Annotated in this window: 15 protein-coding genes; 9 read left to right on the top strand and 6 right to left on the bottom strand. The window is 68.7% G+C overall.

The window, feature by feature from the left end; genetic code table 11:
- Positions 1–52: 52 nt before the first annotated feature.
- The 6 genes from FHS97_RS08265 (at position 53) to FHS97_RS08240 (ending at position 7946) form a co-directional block, all read left to right on the top strand.
- Positions 53–1960 carry a methyl-accepting chemotaxis protein gene (locus FHS97_RS08265; protein ID WP_184035663.1) on the top strand — a complete coding sequence of 636 codons (1908 nt, stop codon included), beginning with the start codon at positions 53–55 and terminating at the stop codon, positions 1958–1960.
- Between the two features lie 178 nt (positions 1961–2138).
- Positions 2139–3809, top strand: a complete 1671-nt coding sequence (locus FHS97_RS08260; RefSeq protein WP_184035661.1) for a methyl-accepting chemotaxis protein — start codon at positions 2139–2141, stop codon at positions 3807–3809.
- Positions 3806–4306, top strand: a complete 501-nt coding sequence (locus FHS97_RS08255) for a chemotaxis protein CheW (RefSeq protein WP_184035659.1) — start codon at positions 3806–3808, stop codon at positions 4304–4306. Before FHS97_RS08260 ends, FHS97_RS08255 begins: the two co-directional genes overlap by 4 nt.
- A 19-nt stretch (positions 4307–4325) precedes the next feature.
- Complete coding sequence (locus FHS97_RS08250) at positions 4326–5177, top strand: CheR family methyltransferase (protein WP_184035657.1); 852 nt, start codon at positions 4326–4328, stop codon at positions 5175–5177.
- Positions 5178–5183: 6 nt separating this feature from the next.
- Positions 5184–6257 (top strand): protein-glutamate methylesterase/protein-glutamine glutaminase, encoded by a 1074-nt coding sequence (locus FHS97_RS08245; RefSeq protein WP_184035655.1) that lies wholly within the window; start codon positions 5184–5186, stop codon positions 6255–6257.
- Between the two features lie 15 nt (positions 6258–6272).
- The gene (locus FHS97_RS08240; RefSeq protein WP_184035653.1) at positions 6273–7946 is read left to right on the top strand and encodes a hypothetical protein; all 1674 of its coding nucleotides are present in this window, start codon (positions 6273–6275) and stop codon (positions 7944–7946) included.
- Between the two features lie 58 nt (positions 7947–8004).
- Here FHS97_RS08240 and FHS97_RS08235 read toward each other — a convergent pair whose 3' ends face one another.
- Together FHS97_RS08235 and rnd are read right to left on the bottom strand one after the other, a co-directional pair.
- Positions 8005–8295, bottom strand: coding sequence for an I78 family peptidase inhibitor (locus FHS97_RS08235; RefSeq protein WP_184035651.1), 291 nt, complete (start codon positions 8293–8295; stop codon positions 8005–8007).
- Positions 8292–9467, bottom strand: coding sequence for a ribonuclease D (rnd, locus tag FHS97_RS08230; RefSeq protein ID WP_184035649.1), 1176 nt, complete (start codon positions 9465–9467; stop codon positions 8292–8294). Before rnd ends, FHS97_RS08235 begins: the two co-directional genes overlap by 4 nt.
- Positions 9468–9590: 123 nt before the next feature.
- Between rnd and aspS the strand changes: the two genes are divergently transcribed.
- The gene (aspS, locus tag FHS97_RS08225) at positions 9591–11408 is read left to right on the top strand and encodes an aspartate--tRNA ligase (RefSeq protein ID WP_184035646.1); all 1818 of its coding nucleotides are present in this window, start codon (positions 9591–9593) and stop codon (positions 11406–11408) included.
- A gap of 317 nt (positions 11409–11725) precedes the next feature.
- Here aspS and FHS97_RS08220 read toward each other — a convergent pair whose 3' ends face one another.
- Entirely contained in the window at positions 11726–12355 is a 630-nt protein-coding gene (locus FHS97_RS08220) for a carbonic anhydrase (RefSeq protein WP_184035643.1), read from the bottom strand.
- A gap of 52 nt (positions 12356–12407) precedes the next feature.
- Here FHS97_RS08220 and lipA point away from each other — a divergent pair, with 52 nt between their 5' ends.
- Together lipA and FHS97_RS08210 are read left to right on the top strand one after the other, a co-directional pair.
- Positions 12408–13337: a lipoyl synthase gene (gene lipA / locus FHS97_RS08215; protein ID WP_028967086.1), complete on the top strand. Its 930-nt coding sequence runs from the start codon at positions 12408–12410 to the stop codon at positions 13335–13337.
- A gap of 6 nt (positions 13338–13343) precedes the next feature.
- A complete protein-coding gene (locus FHS97_RS08210; protein WP_184035640.1) occupies positions 13344–13814 on the top strand; it encodes a type II toxin-antitoxin system RatA family toxin in 471 nt (156 codons plus the stop codon).
- On the opposite strand, the gene FHS97_RS08205 is transcribed toward FHS97_RS08210, so the two are convergent.
- From FHS97_RS08205 to FHS97_RS08195, 3 genes are read right to left on the bottom strand one after another with little or no spacing between them, the layout of a single operon-like run.
- Positions 13766–14278: a CinA family protein gene (locus tag FHS97_RS08205; RefSeq protein WP_184035638.1), complete on the bottom strand. Its 513-nt coding sequence runs from the start codon at positions 14276–14278 to the stop codon at positions 13766–13768. The two genes, FHS97_RS08210 and FHS97_RS08205, sit on opposite strands and share 49 nt — an antisense overlap.
- A complete protein-coding gene (locus tag FHS97_RS08200) occupies positions 14275–14805 on the bottom strand; it encodes a hypothetical protein (protein WP_184035636.1) in 531 nt (176 codons plus the stop codon). The genes FHS97_RS08205 and FHS97_RS08200 overlap by 4 nt, the downstream gene beginning before the upstream one ends.
- Entirely contained in the window at positions 14802–15929 is a 1128-nt protein-coding gene (locus FHS97_RS08195; protein WP_184035634.1) for a bifunctional 2-C-methyl-D-erythritol 4-phosphate cytidylyltransferase/2-C-methyl-D-erythritol 2,4-cyclodiphosphate synthase, read from the bottom strand. The genes FHS97_RS08200 and FHS97_RS08195 overlap by 4 nt, the downstream gene beginning before the upstream one ends.
- Positions 15930–16285 lie beyond the last annotated feature (356 nt).

Genomic DNA, 16285 nt, shown 5'->3' with positions numbered 1-16285 from the left:
CCCCCGACCGTCACGTCACCCAGGCCGCCGCCCGGCGACAGGAGCCATAATCATGAGTTTCTTCAACAACCTGACCATCTCGCGCAAGCTGATGGTCTGTCTGGGGATCATCATCGCCATCACCGTGGCGGTGGATGGCGTCATCCTGTCCAACGCCGGGCAGGTCCGCCAGACCACGCAGATCAACGAACACACCTACAAGGTCATCGCCACCGCCAACGAGATCGTGACGAGCATGGTCAATCAGGAGACCGGCTATCGCGGCTATCTGGTGTCGGGCAACGAGCAGTTCCTGACCCCCTATCGGCAGGGCTGGACCGAGTTTGCCGACACATGGTCGCAGGCCAAGGCGCTGACCAGCGACAATCCGGTCCAGCAGGCCCGGCTCGACGACGTCAAGCGGCTCGCGCAGAACTGGCATGACGAGGTGGCGGAGCGCGCGATCCGCCTGATGTCGCACCCCGAACAGCGCGAGCAGGCGCGCGCACTGGAGGGCAGCGGCGCCGGCAAGGCGGCGATGGACCAGCTGCGCGGCAAGGTCGGCGAGATCGTCGCGACCGAGAATGCGCTGATGACGCAGCGGCAGGCGGCACAGGCGGCGGCGTTCGCAACGATCACGCTCGCGATCTGGAGCGGGATGGCCGCCAGCGTCGTCGTCGCGGTGCTGATCGGGCTGGTGATGACGCGCGGGATCAGCCGGCCGATCGGCACGGTGACGCAGGCGCTGGCGCGGCTCGCCGCGCCGCTCGCCACCGAACGCAAGGACGAGATCGGACGGATGCAGGGCAGCGTCGCGGCGGTCGAAGGCGCGTTCGGCGACATCTCCGGCGTGCTGGCGGCCTTGTCGCGCGGCGATACGACCGTCACGACCACCCAGCGTTACGGCGGGCTGAGCGATCAGCTGAATGCCGACCTCGACGGGCTGCGTACCAATATCGAGGCGATCGCGCGCACGGCGGAGGACATCGCGGGCGGCGACCTGACGGTCGATCACCAGCCGCTGTCGGACAAGGACAAGCTGGGCCATGCGCTGGTGACGATGGTCCAGCGCCTGCGCGGGGTCGTCGGCGACGCCACCGCTGCGGCGCAGAATGTCGCGGCCGGCAGCCAGCAACTGTCGTCGTCGTCGGAGCAGGTGAGCCAGGGCGCGACCGAACAGGCGGCGGCGGCCGAGGAGGCGTCGGCGTCGATGGAGCAGATGGCGGCGAACATCAAACAGAATGCCGACAATGCCACCCAGACCGAGAAGATCGCACGCCAGTCCTCGCAGGATGCCGAGCTGAGCGGACAAGCGGTCGACAAGGCGGTCGGCGCGATGCGGACGATCGCCGAGAAGATCGGGATCGTGCAGGAGATCGCACGCCAGACCGATCTGCTCGCGCTCAACGCCGCGGTCGAGGCCGCGCGTGCCGGCGAGCATGGCCGCGGCTTCGCGGTGGTCGCGGCCGAGGTCCGCAAGCTCGCCGAGCGCAGCCAGACCGCGGCGGGCGAGATCAGCGGCATGTCGTCCGAGACGGTGACGGCAGCGGCGCAGGCCGGCGAGATGCTGGTCAAGCTGGTCCCCGACATCCGCCGCACCGCCGAGCTGGTCGCCGAGATCAGCGCCGCGTGCCGCGAACAGGACATCGGCGCGACGCAGATCAACGAGGCGATCCAGCAGCTCGACAAGGTCACGCAACAGAATGCCGCGGCGTCCGAGCAGATTTCCTCGACCTCTCAGGAGCTTGCTGGTCAGGCCGACGAATTGCAGGAGAGCATCGCCTTTTTCCGCGTCGATGATCAGCGCAAGCCCGCCCGGCCGGCGGCGCGCAGCGCGGTGCCGGCACCCGCGCGCAAGCCGAAGCCGGTCGTACGCGGCAACTCCGTCGCCGACCAGCAGGCGCGCGCGCGTGGCTTCGCGCTCGATCTCGCCAGCGGTGGCCCCGATGGCGAGGACGTCGATTTCGGTCGCGCGGCCTGATGGGCATGGCGGGGCGGCACGTCCGTACCGCCCGGGGCGCGCCATGTTCCGCGCGCGCCCCGACATCGGCACCGGCGTCTGAACCGTTCCTTCATTCCTGTTCGGTTAGTCGAAGTCAGTAAACCGCTGCGGCGGCCGCGTTGAGCGCACCGCGATGCGCAAAAGAAGGGATTTGCTGATGCGCGCCACGATAAAGCTGAAACTTGCCGGGACCTTCACGGTCGTTCTTCTATTGCTTTGCCTCGTCGTCGGAGTTGGCGTGTCGAAGGTCGGCGTCTTGAACGACATGATTTCCGAGATCGTCGGTGGTCCGGCGCAGCGTATCCAGCTTTCGCTGACCGCCGACGGCGACATCGGGCGCGCGATCCGCAACGAAAAGAACATGATCCTGACCGGCGACATCGCGCTGAAGCGCGATTACGACGCCAAGTTTCTCGAATATGACCGCAAGATCCGCGACAGCCTCGAGAGCGGTCAGAAGATCGCGACCGAGCAGGGTCGTCCGGTCTGGAAGAAGAGCCTCGACGAATGGGCCGCCTATCGCACGGTCAGCGAACGCGCGCGCCAGCTCGCGCTGGCCGGCCGCAACGAGGAGGCCGCCGCGCTGTCGATGAATGAGGGACGCACGCTCGCCACGCGGCTGGGCGAAACGCTGGCGCAACTGACGACGATCACCCAGGCGCAGCTCGCCAAGGCCAATGCCGAATCCGATGTCCTCTATGCCGATGCGCGCACCACCTTGCTGACCACCGCGATCATCGCGCTGCTGATCGCGATCGGCGGCGCGGTGTGGATCGCGCGGCTGGTGTCGAAGGGGTTGCAGACCGTGAGCAGCGCGGTGTCCGCGGTTGCCGACGGCGATCTGGCGGTGGAGGTCGCGGTGCGCAGCGACGACGAGATCAAGGATCTTGTCGATACGGTCAATCGCATGACGGTGCGGCTGCGCGAGACGATCGGCCAGACCACGCTGGCGGCGCAGAATGTCGCGGCCGGCAGCCAGCAACTGTCGTCGTCGTCGGAACAGGTGAGCCAGGGCGCGACCGAACAGGCGGCGGCGGCCGAGGAAGCCTCGGCGTCGATGGAGCAGATGGCCGCCAACATCAAACAGAACGCCGACAATGCCGCGCAGACCGAGAAGATCGCGCGCCAATCCTCGCAGGATGCGGAATTGAGCGGACAGGCGGTCGAGAAAGCCGTCACCGCGATGCGCACGATCGCCGAGAAGATCGGGATCGTGCAGGAGATCGCACGCCAGACCGATTTGCTCGCGCTCAACGCCGCGGTCGAGGCGGCGCGGGCCGGCGAGCATGGCCGCGGCTTCGCGGTGGTCGCCGCCGAGGTCCGCAAGCTCGCCGAGCGCAGCCAGACCGCGGCGGGCGAGATCAGCGGCATGTCGTCCGAGACGGTGACGGCGGCGGCGCAGGCCGGCGACATGCTGGTCAAGCTGGTTCCCGACATCCGCCGCACCGCCGAGCTGGTCGCCGAGATCAGCGCCGCGTGCCGCGAACAGGACATCGGCGCGACGCAGATCAACGAGGCGATCCAGCAGCTCGACAAGGTCACGCAACAGAACGCCTCGGCGTCCGAGCAGATTTCCTCGACCTCCGAGGAGCTCGCCAGCCAGGCCGACGAATTGCAGGAAAGCATCGCCTTCTTCCGCGTCGACGACGGCAAGAAGCCCGCGCGTCAGGCGGCGCGCGCGGCGGTGCGCAGCGTGGCGCCGGCGGCGTCGAAGGGCCGGCGCACTGCCTCGGTCGCCGAGCAACAGGCCCGCGTCCGCGGCTTTGCGCTCGATCTCGCCAATGGTGGCCCGGACGGCGAAGACGCCGAATTTGGACGTGCAGCATGAGCATTATCGGACAGGAACTTCAGGTCGTCGTCTTCGGTCTCGGCGAGGAGCGGTTCGCGCTTCCGGTCACCGACGTGCGCGAAATCCTCGACCATCGCCCGGCGTTCCGGATGCCCGACGCCCCGGCGTGGCTGCTCGGCCTCACCGACGTGCGCGGCACTTCGGTGCCGATGATCGACCTTCGCGTGCGGCTCGGACTGGGCGCGGCGGAGACGACGCTCGCGACGCGCGTGCTGGTGGTGGAGACGCCGGTCGCCGATGCCGCACCGCTGGTGCTCGGGCTGGTGGTCGACCGCGTGCTCGACGTCAGCCGCTTCGGCGCCGATGCGGTCGAGCCGTCACCCGATCTCGGCGGACGCTGGCGCTCCGGGCATGTCGAGGCGATCCTGCGCCGCGAGGACGGCTTCGTCGCCCTGCTCGACCTCACACGGATTTTCGCGAACGACGATGCCGACCTGTTCGGCGGCGACGTGGCGCCCGGCACGCTTGCGGCATGATGCGCGTCGGGGGCGGGGCATGAGCGCGCCGGCATGGTCCGCGACGGCCGAGGACGCGCTGTCGCGGCGCGACTTCGACCGGATCGCGCGCTACATCTATGCGCAGGCGGGCATCCGCCTGCCGCCCGCCAAGCTGACGATGATCGAGGGGCGGCTGCGGCGGCGCGTGCGCGCGACGCAGCACGCCTCGCTCGACGATTATTGCGGGTGGCTGTTCGAGCCCGGCAATCTCGATGCCGAGCGGCAGCACCTCCTGAACGCGGTCACCACCAACAAGACCGACTTCTTCCGCGAACCCAAGCACTTCGACTATCTGCAACAGGTCGCGCTGCCCGAGATGCAGGCGGAGGGCGTGCGGCGGCTGCGGGTGTGGAGCGCGGCCTGCTCGACCGGGGCCGAGCCCTACACGATCGCGATGGTGCTCGACGCCTTCGCGCGTGACCGGCGCGGCCCGGATTACGGTATCCTCGCCACCGACCTCGATACCGAGGTGCTGGCGGCGGCGCGGCGCGGCGTCTACCCGGCGGCGATGGTCGAGCCGGTGCCCGCCGCGCTGCGCCAGCGCTACGTGCTGCGCCCGCGCGACCGTGAGCGCGAGGAGGTGCGGATCGTGCCCGAATTGCGCGGTGCGATCGGCTTCGCCCAGCTCAACCTGATGGACGATCAATATCCGGTCGGGGCGCCGATGGACATGATCTTCTGTCGCAACGTCCTGATCTATTTCGACAAGCCGACCCAGGAGCAGGTCGTGCGACGGCTGGCGGCGTGTCTGCGGCCGGGCGGGCTGCTGTTCCTCGGCCATTCCGAGTCGGTCGCGGGCTTTACCCTTCCTCTCACCGTGGTGGCCAACACCGTGTTCAAGAAGATCTGAGCGGCCATGAAGAAGACCCGCGTCCTGATCATCGACGACAGCGCCAGCGTGCGTCAGGCGATGACCGCGATCCTTTCCGCCGATCCGCAGATCGAGGTGATCGCCGCCGCCGCTGATCCGTTCGCCGCCGCGCGCTACATGCAGGCCGAGGTGCCCGACGTCATCACGCTCGACGTCGAGATGCCGCGCATGGACGGCATCACCTTCCTGCGGCGGCTGATGGCGCAATGCCCGGTGCCGGTGGTGATGTGCTCGTCGCTGGTCGAGGAAGGGTCGGAGACGCTGTTGCAGGCGCTGGAGGCGGGCGCGGTCGACGTGATCCTCAAGCCGCGCGTCGGGGTCGCCGATCATCTCGCCGAATCGCACCTGTTGATCCGCGAGACCGTCAGGGGCGCGGCGCGCGCGCGGCTTGGCGCGCGCCGTTCGGCGACGGTGCGCGCGCCGCAGCAGAAATTGTCCGCCGACGCGGTGCTGCCGCCGCCGACCGGGCGCGCGATGAGCAAGACCACCGAGATGGTGGTGTGCATCGGCGCGTCGACCGGCGGGACCGAGGCGTTGCGCGAGGTGCTGGAGGCGCTGCCCGCCAACTCGCCGGGCATCGTGATCGTCCAGCACATGCCGGAAAGCTTCACGCGCGCCTTCGCGCGGCGGCTCGACGGGCTGTGCCAGATCGACGTCAAGGAGGCCGAGGACGGCGACACGGTGATGCGCGGCCGTGCGCTGATCGCGCCGGGCGGACTGCGCCATACGATGCTGGAGCGGCAGGGCGCACGCTATGTCGTGGCCGTGAAGGAAGGGCCGCTGGTATCGCGGCATCGCCCGTCGGTCGACGTGCTGTTCCGCTCGGCCGCGCGCAACGCCGGGTCGAATGCGGTCGGCATCATCATGACCGGGATGGGCGACGACGGGGCGCGCGGCTTGCTGGAGATGAAGACCGCCGGCGCGCGCACCTTCGCGCAGGATGAGGAGACGTCGATCGTGTTCGGGATGCCGAAGGAAGCGATCGCGCGCGGCGCGGCGGACCGGATCGTCCCGCTGGGGCGCATCGCGCGCGAGCTGCTGACCGCGACCGCGCGTTAAGGGAAAGGAGTGGACATGCTGTTGAGCACCATCGATCCGGCGACCGCCACCGCGTTGCCGCTCGGCGGATTGGCCGACGATCTCGACCTGTTGATCGGCGATCTTGAAACGCGCTTCCGCGCGGTCGGCGAGACGCTCGCCTCGACGATCGACACCGTCGACCGGATGGCGACCGGGCTCGACGAGGTCCAGCGCGCGCTGTCGCCCGAAGTGGCGGGCGCGGCGGTCGACAAGCTGCGGCAGGCCGCGCACCGGCTCGGCACCATTCCCGAACAGCGTCGGCAACGCGCCGGGCAGATCGGCGCGCTGACGCTGCGCACCCGCGAGCTGCGCGAGCTGTTGTCGGACGTCGCCGAGCTGCTGCGGACGCTCAGCATCTACGGCATGAACATCAAGATCGCCTCGTCGGGCGAAATGTCCTTCGTGCAATTCGCGACCGGGATGGAGGGCAAGCTCGACAGCGGGCGGCGCGAGCTGAAGCAGTTCGAGCAGGAACTCGCCAGCTTCGGCACGGTTGTGCGCGACGTGAAGGAGGCGGACGACCTGCTCGCCGACGAATGCCGCAAGGTGCCCGCGACCGTGCCTGCCGAACTGTCCGGCGACGCCGATGTGCTCGAACGCCACCTCGAGGCGACCGCGCGGATGGCGCGCGACGTGCGCGCGATCATGCAGCAGGTGCAAGCCGAGGTCGCGCGCATTCTCGGCGCGATCCAGGTCGGCGACAGCGTGCGCCAGCGGGTCGAACATTGCGTGGCGATCCTGCGTGCGGCGCATGCGGAACATGACGCGCCGGGCGCCAGCGCGCATCTCTCGCGGCTGGTCGCGGCGCAGATGGCGGGAATTGCGGACGACTTCCGGCGCGAGATGAGCGCGCTGGTCGGCTCGCTCGCGCAGCTCGGCCCGCTGGCCGGCGGGCTGATGAAGATCATCGCCGCGCAGGCTCAGGGCGAGGAGAGCGAGGCGCTCAACAAGCTGCAGAGCGGGATCGCGCGGCTCGGCCATGTCACCGGGCGGCTGAGCGAGGCCGATCGCCAGCTGGAGGGGCTGACCGCGTTCGTCGCCAACACGATCGCCGATCTCACCCGCGGGCTGGGGCGAATCCAGCGCATCGCAATGGACGTGCAGGACATCTCGACCAACACCCGCTTGCTGTGCCGTCGCCACGGGATCATCGGGCGTGCGGTGGCGGTGATCGCGACCGAGGTGAACCCGTGCGCGACGCGGCTGACGCGGCTGAGCAGCGATATCGAGCGGGTGGTGCAGTCGCTCGGCCTGCTCGACTTGCATCCAGGCGGCAGCGACGGCGCGGGCGGCTCGACCGGCGCGCTCGACGATGCGCTGGCGGTGGTGCGCAGCGCCTGCGAGACCTCCGACCATGCGATGGCGAACGGCGGCGACGAGGCGCGGCGGATCATCGCCACGCTGCAGGAGGACGTCGGCGCGTTGCAGCACGAACAGGTGTTCGCCGATCGGCTCGACGTCGGCGCGGTGGTGCTCAACCGGCAGGCGATCGAAACCGCGCTGACCCCGGCCGACGAGAACGCGCTGCACCGGTTGCTGCCATGGGCGGCCGGGCTCTACACGATGGCCTCGGAACGCGCGATCCACGCGCAATTCCTGCTGCCGGGCATGGAACAGCCCGCGAGCGCGGCGCCGGCGTTCGACGAGGATGACGACGGGCTGTTCTAGACGGAAACATCTTCCGCTTCACGTCGTCCCGGATCGAGTCCGGGATGACGCAGGGGCGTCACCCGCAGCTGAACTTCACCACCTTGCCCGCGGCGTCGCGCTCGACGTTCAGCCGGTCGGGGCGGAAGTCCATCGTCACCGCGTCGCCGCTGCGATAGCTGCGCACCGTGCGCGCGCCGCTGCGCTTCTGCGCCTCGGCCGTCACCTCGGCCGCCATCCGCCCGACGAGCGACTGCACCGCATTGGCGTCGCACTGCACGCCGGGCGCTTCGTTCGCGGCCACCGATGTCGCGGGCTTCGCGCACGCGCCGAGCGCCAGCAGCATCACCAGTCCGATCGTCCGCGTCATGCCGCCGCCTCCGTGCGCGTCATCTTCAGCCGCCCGTCCTGCACCGCGAAACCGAGTCGCCCCTCGACCAGATCAAGCGCATCCTGCCCGAACTGGTCGAACCGCCAGCCCTGCAGGATCTGCAACCCCTGCCGCTGCCCGGCGGCGAGCAATTCCAGCTCGTCGCCGCGCGCCAGCAGCCGCGGCGCGACGTCGATGTCGCGCGCACGGATCTTGAGTAGCAGCTTGAGCAGATCGGCGACCAAAGCGCCCTCCTTGCCCAGCCCCGGTTTGCGATCCTCGCGCGGCGGCATCTCGTCGTCGGGCAGCGGCTGCGCGCCCTCGATCGCCGCCATCAGCCGCGCGCCGATGTCGTTGCCCGCCCAGGTCTGCGACAGCCCGCGCACCTTGGCGAGATCGGCCTGCTTGCGCGGCGCGTGGCCGGCGAGATCGGCGATCGTTTCGTCCTTGACGATCCGCCCGCGCGGCAGGTCCTTGGCCTGCGCCTCCAGCTCGCGCCAGCGCGCAATCGCCTTCAGCCGCCCGAGCACCTCGGGCTTGCGGCTCGATACGCGCACGCGCTTCCACGCCACATCCGGGTCGTTGGCGTAATTGGCGGGATCGGCGAGCCGCTCCATCTCCTGATCGAGCCACGCGCCGCGCCCGGTCTTGCGCAGACGCTCCAGCATCTTGGGGAAGATGTTCGACAGGTGCGTCACGTCGCCGATCGCATATTCGATCTGCCGCGCGTCGAGCGGACGGCGCGCCCAGTCGGTGAAGCGCGCGCCCTTGTCGATCTGCACGCCCAGCCAGCTGTCGACGAGGTTCGAGTAGCCGATCTGCTCGCCCTGACCCAGCGCCATCGCCGCGACCTGCGTGTCGAACAGCGGATGCGGGGTGCGCCCGGTCAGATTGTAGATGATCTCGATGTCCTGCCCGCCGGCGTGGAAGACCTTGAGCACCTCCTCATTGTCGACCAGCAGGTCGAGCAGCGGCCCGAGATCGATCCCCGGCGCCATCGGGTCGATCGCCGCGGCCTCCTCGGTATCGGCGATCTGGATCAGGCAGAGCTCCGGGTAATAGGTGCTCTCGCGCATGAACTCGGTGTCGACGGTGACGAACGGGGCATCGGCAAGGCGGGCACAGAGATTGGCGAGCGTTGCGCTGTCGGTGATGAGCGGATGGACGTGCATAAGCGCCCGTCCATAGCCCGGCTCACGCGCCTTGACAAAGTGGGTTCCGAAAGGGGAGGGCGACGCCTGTCGGAAATGTGGCCGTGCGCGCTCGCGCGGTCGCCCATTGGTCAGAGATTTTTCATGCACGCCTATCGCACCCACCATTGCGCCGCGCTGTCCGCCGATCAGGCCGGTGACACCGTCCGCCTCTCCGGCTGGGTGCATCGCAAGCGTGACCATGGCGGCGTGCTGTTCGTCGACCTGCGCGACCATTACGGCATCACGCAGATCGTCGCCGACAGCGACTCGCCCGCGCTGGCGATCCTCGATGCGGTGCGCGTCGAGTCGGTGGTCACGATCGACGGCAGCGTGAAGCGCCGCAGCGAGGGCACGGTGAACGGCAATCTCGCCACCGGTGAGATCGAGGTCTATGCGCGCGGTGCGACCGTGCTGTCCGCGGCCGAGGAGTTGCCGATGCCGGTGGCGGGCGAGCAGGATTATCCCGAGGACATCCGCCTCCGCTATCGCTTCCTCGACCTGCGCCGCGAGACGCTGCACGCCAATATCGTTCGCCGCACCAAGGTGATCTCCGACATGCGCCGCCGCATGGAGGATGCCGGCTTCACCGAATATTCGACCCCGATCCTCACCGCCTCGTCGCCCGAGGGCGCGCGCGACTTCCTGGTGCCGAGCCGCATCCATCCCGGCAAGTTCTACGCGCTCCCGCAGGCGCCGCAGCAGTACAAGCAGTTGCTGATGGTCGCGGGCTTCGACCGCTATTTCCAGATCGCGCCGTGCTTCCGCGACGAGGACCCGCGCGCCGACCGGCTGCCGGGCGAATTCTACCAGCTCGACCTCGAGATGAGCTTCGTCACGCAGGAAGAGGTCTGGGAGACGATGGAGCCGGTGATCGGCGGCATCTTTGAGAAATTTGCCGACGGCCGTACCGTCACCCCGATCGGTGAATTTCCGCGCATCCCCTATGACGAGTCGATGCTCAAGTACGGCAGCGACAAGCCCGACCTGCGCAACCCGCTCCTCATCACCGACGTGTCGGCGCATTTCACGACCTCGGGCTTCGGCTTGTTCGAGAAGATCGTCGGTTCGGGCGGCGTCGTCCGCGCGATCCCCGCGCCGAAGACCGCCGAGAAGAGCCGCAAGTTCTTCGACGAGATGAACGACTGGGCGCGCAGCGAGGGCCATGCCGGGCTCGGCTATGTCACCCGCAAGGGCGGCGAGTTCGGTGGCCCGATCGCCAAGAATCACGGCACCGAGGGGATGGAGGCGCTGTATGCCGCGCTCGGGCTCGGGCCGGACGACGGGCTGTTCTTCGCCGCCGGCAAGCCCGAGCAGGCCGCCAAGCTGGCGGGCCTCGCGCGCACCCGCGTCGCCGACCAGCTCGGGCTGATCGAGCAGGGCGCGTTCCGGCTGTGCTGGATCGTCGATTTCCCCTTCTACGAATATGACGAGGACGAGAAGAAGGTCGAGTTCGCGCACAACCCGTTCTCGATGCCGCAGGGCGGGATGGACGCGCTCACCGGGCAGGACCCGCTGACGATCAAGGCGTATCAGTACGATCTGGTCTGCAACGGCTATGAGATCGCCTCGGGCTCGATCCGCAACCAGTCGCCCGAGCTGATGGTCAAGGCGTTCGAGCTGGTCGGGTTGTCGAAGGCGGATGTCGAGGAGCGCTTCGGCGGCCTCTACCGCGCGTTCCAATATGGCGCACCGCCGCACGGCGGAATGGCGGCGGGCGTCGACCGGATCGTGATGCTGGTGTGCGACGCGCAGAATCTGCGCGAAGTGTCGCTGTTCCCGATGAACCAGCGCGCCGAGGACCTGCTGATGGGCGCGCCGTCGCCGGCGTCGGTGAAGCAGCTTCGCGAGCTGAGCGTGCGGGTGACGGCGGACGCGCCGAAGAAGGACGCCACCGCGACGGTCAGCCCGCACGCGGGGTGACGCCCGTCATCCCGGGCTCGACCCGGGATCCCGCTTTTGGCGAGGAAGGAGCGGGGGCCCCGGATCAGGTCCGGAGCGACGCATAGGCGGCCGACCGTGCCACGATCGCCGTCGCCCCTGCGCAGGCAGGGGCCCATGTCTCTTTCGCCACGCGGAACGGCGCGGACACATGCGCGGCCCGTGTGTCCGCGCCCGCACACGTCCAATCCACAGCCATGGGCCCCTGCCTGCGCAGGGGCGACAGCCGCCTTGCAAACGGAATCGGCCGCCCCGCCCCCCGGCTAGGGAACGAAGCGGCCGCCGCACGTCACAACCGCTTACGCGGCTTCGTAATGCCCGTCTTCCTGCAGCACGTTCAGCTTGCCGTCCTTGATCGCGAACACCGCGCCGTGCAGCGTCAGCGAGCCGTCCTCCAGCCGCTGCTGGACGAACGGGAAAGTCTTCAGATTTTCGATCGAGACCTTGACGCCCTCGCGCTCCAGCGCGGTCTGGCCCTCGGGGCCGTCGCCATGCTCGGCGATCACCTTCTCGCGCGCTTCGTCGAGCAGCTTGATCCACTCGGCGACGAACCCGCCTTCACCCGGCTTGGCATCGCGCAGCGCGCCCGACAGTGACGCCTTGACGCCGCCGCACTGGCCGTGGCCCAGCACCAGGATCTCGTCGACCTTCAGCACCGTGACCGCGAATTCCAGCGCTGCCGACACGCCGTGCAGACCGCCCGACGGATCGAACGGCGGGACGAGGTTGGCGACGTTGCGCACCACGAACACCTCGCCCGGCACCGTGCCGAAGATCGTCGCGGGATCGACACGGCTGTCGGAGCAGGCGATCACCATCACCTTGGGCTCCTGACCCTCGGCCAGCTTGCTCCAGCTCTCGCGCTCCTCGATCCATTCGTTGCCGCGGAAGCGGTAATAGCCCTCGATCAGGTCGTGGAACTTTCTCATGCCGTAAAAGCCCTTCGTTGTTTCGGGTGGAAGTAAACGCTATCTGCTGCCCATGAACGACATGACCCCGCTCCCGGCTCCCCAGCGGCAACGCAAGCCCGACTGGATCCGGGTAAAAGCCCCGACCAGCGAGGGCTTCGCCGCGACTCGCGCGCTGATGCGCTCGAAGAGCCTGACGACGGTGTGCGAAGAGGCCGCCTGCCCGAACATCGGGGAGTGCTGGACCAAGAAGCACGCCACCGTCATGATCCTCGGCGATACGTGCACGCGCGCCTGCGCCTTCTGTAACGTGAAGACGGGGATGCCGCGCGCGGTCGATCCGATGGAGCCGCAGAACGTCGCCGATGCGGCGGCGCAGATGGGGTTGGCGCATATCGTCGTTACCTCGGTGGATCGCGACGATCTGCCCGATGGCGGTGCAAAGCAGTTCGTGAGGGTCATCGAGGCCATCCGTCGCACCAATCCAAATACCACGATCGAAATTCTGACCCCCGACTTCCGCAACAAGCATGAGGCGGCGGTCGAGGCAATCGTTGCCGCGCGTCCGGACGTATATAATCACAATCTGGAAACCGTGCCGCGGCTGTATCCGACCATTCGACCCGGTGCGCGCTATTATGCATCGCTGCGGTTGCTTGAAAGCGTCAAGAAACTTGACCCATCCATTTTCACCAAGTCGGGCATCATGCTCGGTCTCGGCGAGGAACGGCTGGAAGTTCATCAGGTGATGGACGACATGCGCTCCGCCGACATCGATTTCCTGACGATGGGGCAGTATCTCCAGCCGACGCCGCGCCATGCCAAGGTCGCCGATTTCGTCACCCCCGCGGCGTTCGACGCTTATGCCGCGATCGGGCGCGCCAAGGGCTTCCTGCTGGTCGCCTCGTCGCCGCTGACCCGGTCGAGCTATCACGCCGGCGACGATTTCGCGAAGATGAAGGCGGCGCGCGACGCGAAGCTGGCCGCGCGCCCCGCCGCCTGATCCCGGATGCCCAAGCATAGCGAGACGCGGCGGCTGCCCTATACGCCGGAGCAGATGTTCGATCTGGTCGCGGACGTGCGGCGCTACCCGGAATTCCTGCCGTGGGTCAGCGCGATGCGCGTCCGCAAGGACACGGCGGAGGAGACGCTCGCCGACATGATCGTCGGGTTCAAGGGGCTGCGCGAGACGTTCACGTCGAAGGTGACCAAGCAGCACCCCGAGACGATCCGCGTCGAATATATTGAGGGGCCGCTCAAGTATCTCAACAACGACTGGCGGTTCCGCGCGGACGGCGAGGGCGGGTGCCTCGTCGATTTCTCGGTCGATTTCGCGTTCAAGAACCGGATGTTCGAGATGCTGGCCGGGCAGGTGTTCGGCGTCGCGCTGCGCCGGATGATCGGCGCGTTCGAGGAACGCGCCGCCAGGCTCTACGGCGCGTCGGGCAGCAGCAGCTCCAGCGCGCACAGCGCGGCCTGAAGCCGCACCCCGCCGCGGCCGAGGTCGCCGAAGAAGCGCTTGTCGGCGATCACGTCCGCGGGATCGCCGCCGCGCTCGGCGCGCGCGAACACGACGGTGCCGACCGGCTTCTTCTCGCTGCCACCGCCCGGCCCGGCGACGCCGGTGATCGCCACCGCGACATCCGCGTCGGACTTGGCGAGCGCGCCCTGCGCCATGCTCCACGCCACCGCGATCGACACCGCGCCGAACGTGTCGAGCACGTCGCCGCTGACGTTGAGCAGCTTTTGCTTGGCGGAGTTGGAATAGGTGACGAACCCGGCCTCGACCACGTCGGACGAGCCGGGAATCTCGGTCAGCGCCGCGGCGACCAGCCCGCCGGTGCAGCTTTCGGCGACCGCGACACGGCGTCCGGCAGCGCGATTCGCCTCGACCACGCGGCGCGCGGCGTCGACCAGTTCCTGCGGCAAGGTAATGTCGTTCATCGTGCGGCCCCCGCCGGACACACCGGCAGATCGGGGATGTCGGTACGCTTCCCCTTGTTCTTCTCGGACTTCAGATATTGCAGCGTTGCGACGACGATCCCGGCGGTGTTGCGCGCCGGCAGCGGCTCGAGCAGCGTGACCAGCCGGTCGAGCGTCGGGCAATCGCCGGCCTGGATGCGCCCGGTGATCTGCGGCGCGAAAAGCGATGTCAGCATCGGGCGCGCATAGTCGCTGAGCAACAGCAGTTCCACCGCCGGATCGCTCAGCTTTGCGATCGCGGTGCGCGCCGCCGGCCAGGCGCGATCGGCCTCGCGGTCGTATTTGGCGAGGAACTCGCCGCTCTGTCGCTTGAGCAGGCTGGTCGCGGGCAGCGCCGCGCAGACGCGCCCGGCATCGCGGATGATCTCGGGCATCGCCACCAGCGCGATCGACTCGGCATCCGTGGTGCTCAGGCACGGCGTCTGCGCCGCGGCGGCGGGGGCCGCCAGCGTCGCGACCAGCGCGAGCAGCCCTGCGGCGCGCTTCATGCCCGCACCGCGCGGGGCAGTTCAATGGTCGCGACCGCCTGCGCCGCGATGCCCTCGCCACGGCCCGTGAATCCCAGTCGCTCGGTGGTGGTTGCCTTCACGCTGACCCGATCGGTCGAGAGCCCCAGAAGTTCCGCGATCCGCGCCTGCATCGCCGCGCGATGCGGGCCGATCTTGGGCGCCTCGCACATCAGCGTCAGGTCGACGAAGGTGATCCGGCCGCCGTTCGCCTCGACCAAAGTGCGCGCGTGCGCGAGGAACTGCCCCGATTCGGCACCGCGCCATTGCGGATCGCTCGGCGGAAAGTGTGTGCCGATATCCCCTGCCGCGATCGTGCCGAGCACCGCATCGGTGATCGCATGGAGCGCGACATCGGCGTCGCTATGCCCCGACAGGCCCTGATGATGCGGGATCAGCACCCCGCCGAGCCACAATTCCTCGCCGTCCTCCAGCCGGTGGACGTCGAAGCCGCTCGCCGAGCGCGTCTCGGTCGGGACGCGCGCCTCGGCGGCGGCGAAATCGGCGGGAAAGGTGATCTTGTCGAGCATCGTGTCGCCTTCGACCATTGCGACGCCTTTGCCCAGCGCGCGCACCATCTGCGCATCGTCGGTAGCGACCGGCCCGTCCCACGCAGCGTGGGCGGCGGCGAGCGCCTCGACCCGGAACGCCTGCGGGGTCTGCACCCGGCGCAGCGTGTCGCGCGCAACGGTCGCGCCGTCGGTCGCGACCAAGGTGTCGGCCACCGGCAGCACCGGGATCGCGCCCTCGTCATGATCGAGCGCGGCGAGCAGCCGGTCGATCACCGCCGCGGGCACGAACGGCCGCGCCGCGTCGTGGACGAGCACGCGCGTCGCATCGCCGAGCGCGGCAAGCCCCGCCGCGACGCTGTCGCGCCGCTCCGCGCCGCCCGTCACCCACTCGGCATCGGGCAAGGCGGCGCGTAGCAGCGGCTCCTGCCCGGGCGCGATCACGACCAGCACGCGCTCGATCGCGGGATGCGCGGCCAGCGCGTCGTGGCTCCACGCCAGCATCGCGCGCCCGGCGATCGGCGCAAACTGCTTGGGAAGCGTGCTGCCGCTGCGGGAGCCGGTGCCGGCGGCGACGATAAGGGCGACCGTGGTCATGTGCGCGCCCCTAAAGGAGGATCGAGCGCGAGGGAATGGCTTCTCCGTACGCCCTGCGCGCCGCGCTTCGACATGTCGAGCGCGAATGCTAACCCATTCGTCATTGCGAGCGTAGCGAAGCAATCCAGGGCGTCCTGGTCCGGCACTGGATTGCTTCGCTACGCTCGCAATGACGGAGCCTCAGCCGGATCGCGGGATTGCCGCCGTATGTCCATCCGAACAGCCCCTTATCGCCCCGGACTTGATCCGGGGCCCCGCTTCTTCATTATGGGCCGGGTAAGTAGCGAGATCCCGGATCAAGTCCGGGATGATGGAGGGGGGGAGCAAGGCCGACCACCCCAACCTTGCCCGAATCG

Source organism: Sphingomonas endophytica (assembly GCF_014199415.1).
Lineage (GTDB): Bacteria > Pseudomonadota > Alphaproteobacteria > Sphingomonadales > Sphingomonadaceae > Sphingomonas > Sphingomonas endophytica.
The sequence above is the reverse complement of the archived record's forward strand: the minus strand, read 5'-3'. Positions and strand labels throughout refer to the sequence as shown.

Bases quoted from the DNA above. Each gene is read 5' to 3' on its own strand.
- FHS97_RS08265 (WP_184035663.1), top strand. From the start codon at position 53: ATGAGTTTCTTCAACAACCTGACCATCTCGCGCAAGCTGATGGTCTGT.
- FHS97_RS08260 (WP_184035661.1), top strand. From the start codon at position 2,139: ATGCGCGCCACGATAAAGCTGAAACTTGCCGGGACCTTCACGGTCGTT.
- FHS97_RS08255 (WP_184035659.1), top strand. From the start codon at position 3,806: ATGAGCATTATCGGACAGGAACTTCAGGTCGTCGTCTTCGGTCTCGGC.
- FHS97_RS08250 (WP_184035657.1), top strand. From the start codon at position 4,326: ATGAGCGCGCCGGCATGGTCCGCGACGGCCGAGGACGCGCTGTCGCGG.
- FHS97_RS08245 (WP_184035655.1), top strand. From the start codon at position 5,184: ATGAAGAAGACCCGCGTCCTGATCATCGACGACAGCGCCAGCGTGCGT.
- FHS97_RS08240 (WP_184035653.1), top strand. From the start codon at position 6,273: ATGCTGTTGAGCACCATCGATCCGGCGACCGCCACCGCGTTGCCGCTC.
- FHS97_RS08235 (WP_184035651.1), bottom strand. From the start codon at position 8,295: ATGACGCGGACGATCGGACTGGTGATGCTGCTGGCGCTCGGCGCGTGC.
- rnd (WP_184035649.1), bottom strand. From the start codon at position 9,467: ATGCACGTCCATCCGCTCATCACCGACAGCGCAACGCTCGCCAATCTC.
- aspS (WP_184035646.1), top strand. From the start codon at position 9,591: ATGCACGCCTATCGCACCCACCATTGCGCCGCGCTGTCCGCCGATCAG.
- FHS97_RS08220 (WP_184035643.1), bottom strand. From the start codon at position 12,355: ATGAGAAAGTTCCACGACCTGATCGAGGGCTATTACCGCTTCCGCGGC.
- lipA (WP_028967086.1), top strand. From the start codon at position 12,408: ATGAACGACATGACCCCGCTCCCGGCTCCCCAGCGGCAACGCAAGCCC.
- FHS97_RS08210 (WP_184035640.1), top strand. From the start codon at position 13,344: ATGCCCAAGCATAGCGAGACGCGGCGGCTGCCCTATACGCCGGAGCAG.
- FHS97_RS08205 (WP_184035638.1), bottom strand. From the start codon at position 14,278: ATGAACGACATTACCTTGCCGCAGGAACTGGTCGACGCCGCGCGCCGC.
- FHS97_RS08200 (WP_184035636.1), bottom strand. From the start codon at position 14,805: ATGAAGCGCGCCGCAGGGCTGCTCGCGCTGGTCGCGACGCTGGCGGCC.
- FHS97_RS08195 (WP_184035634.1), bottom strand. From the start codon at position 15,929: ATGACCACGGTCGCCCTTATCGTCGCCGCCGGCACCGGCTCCCGCAGC.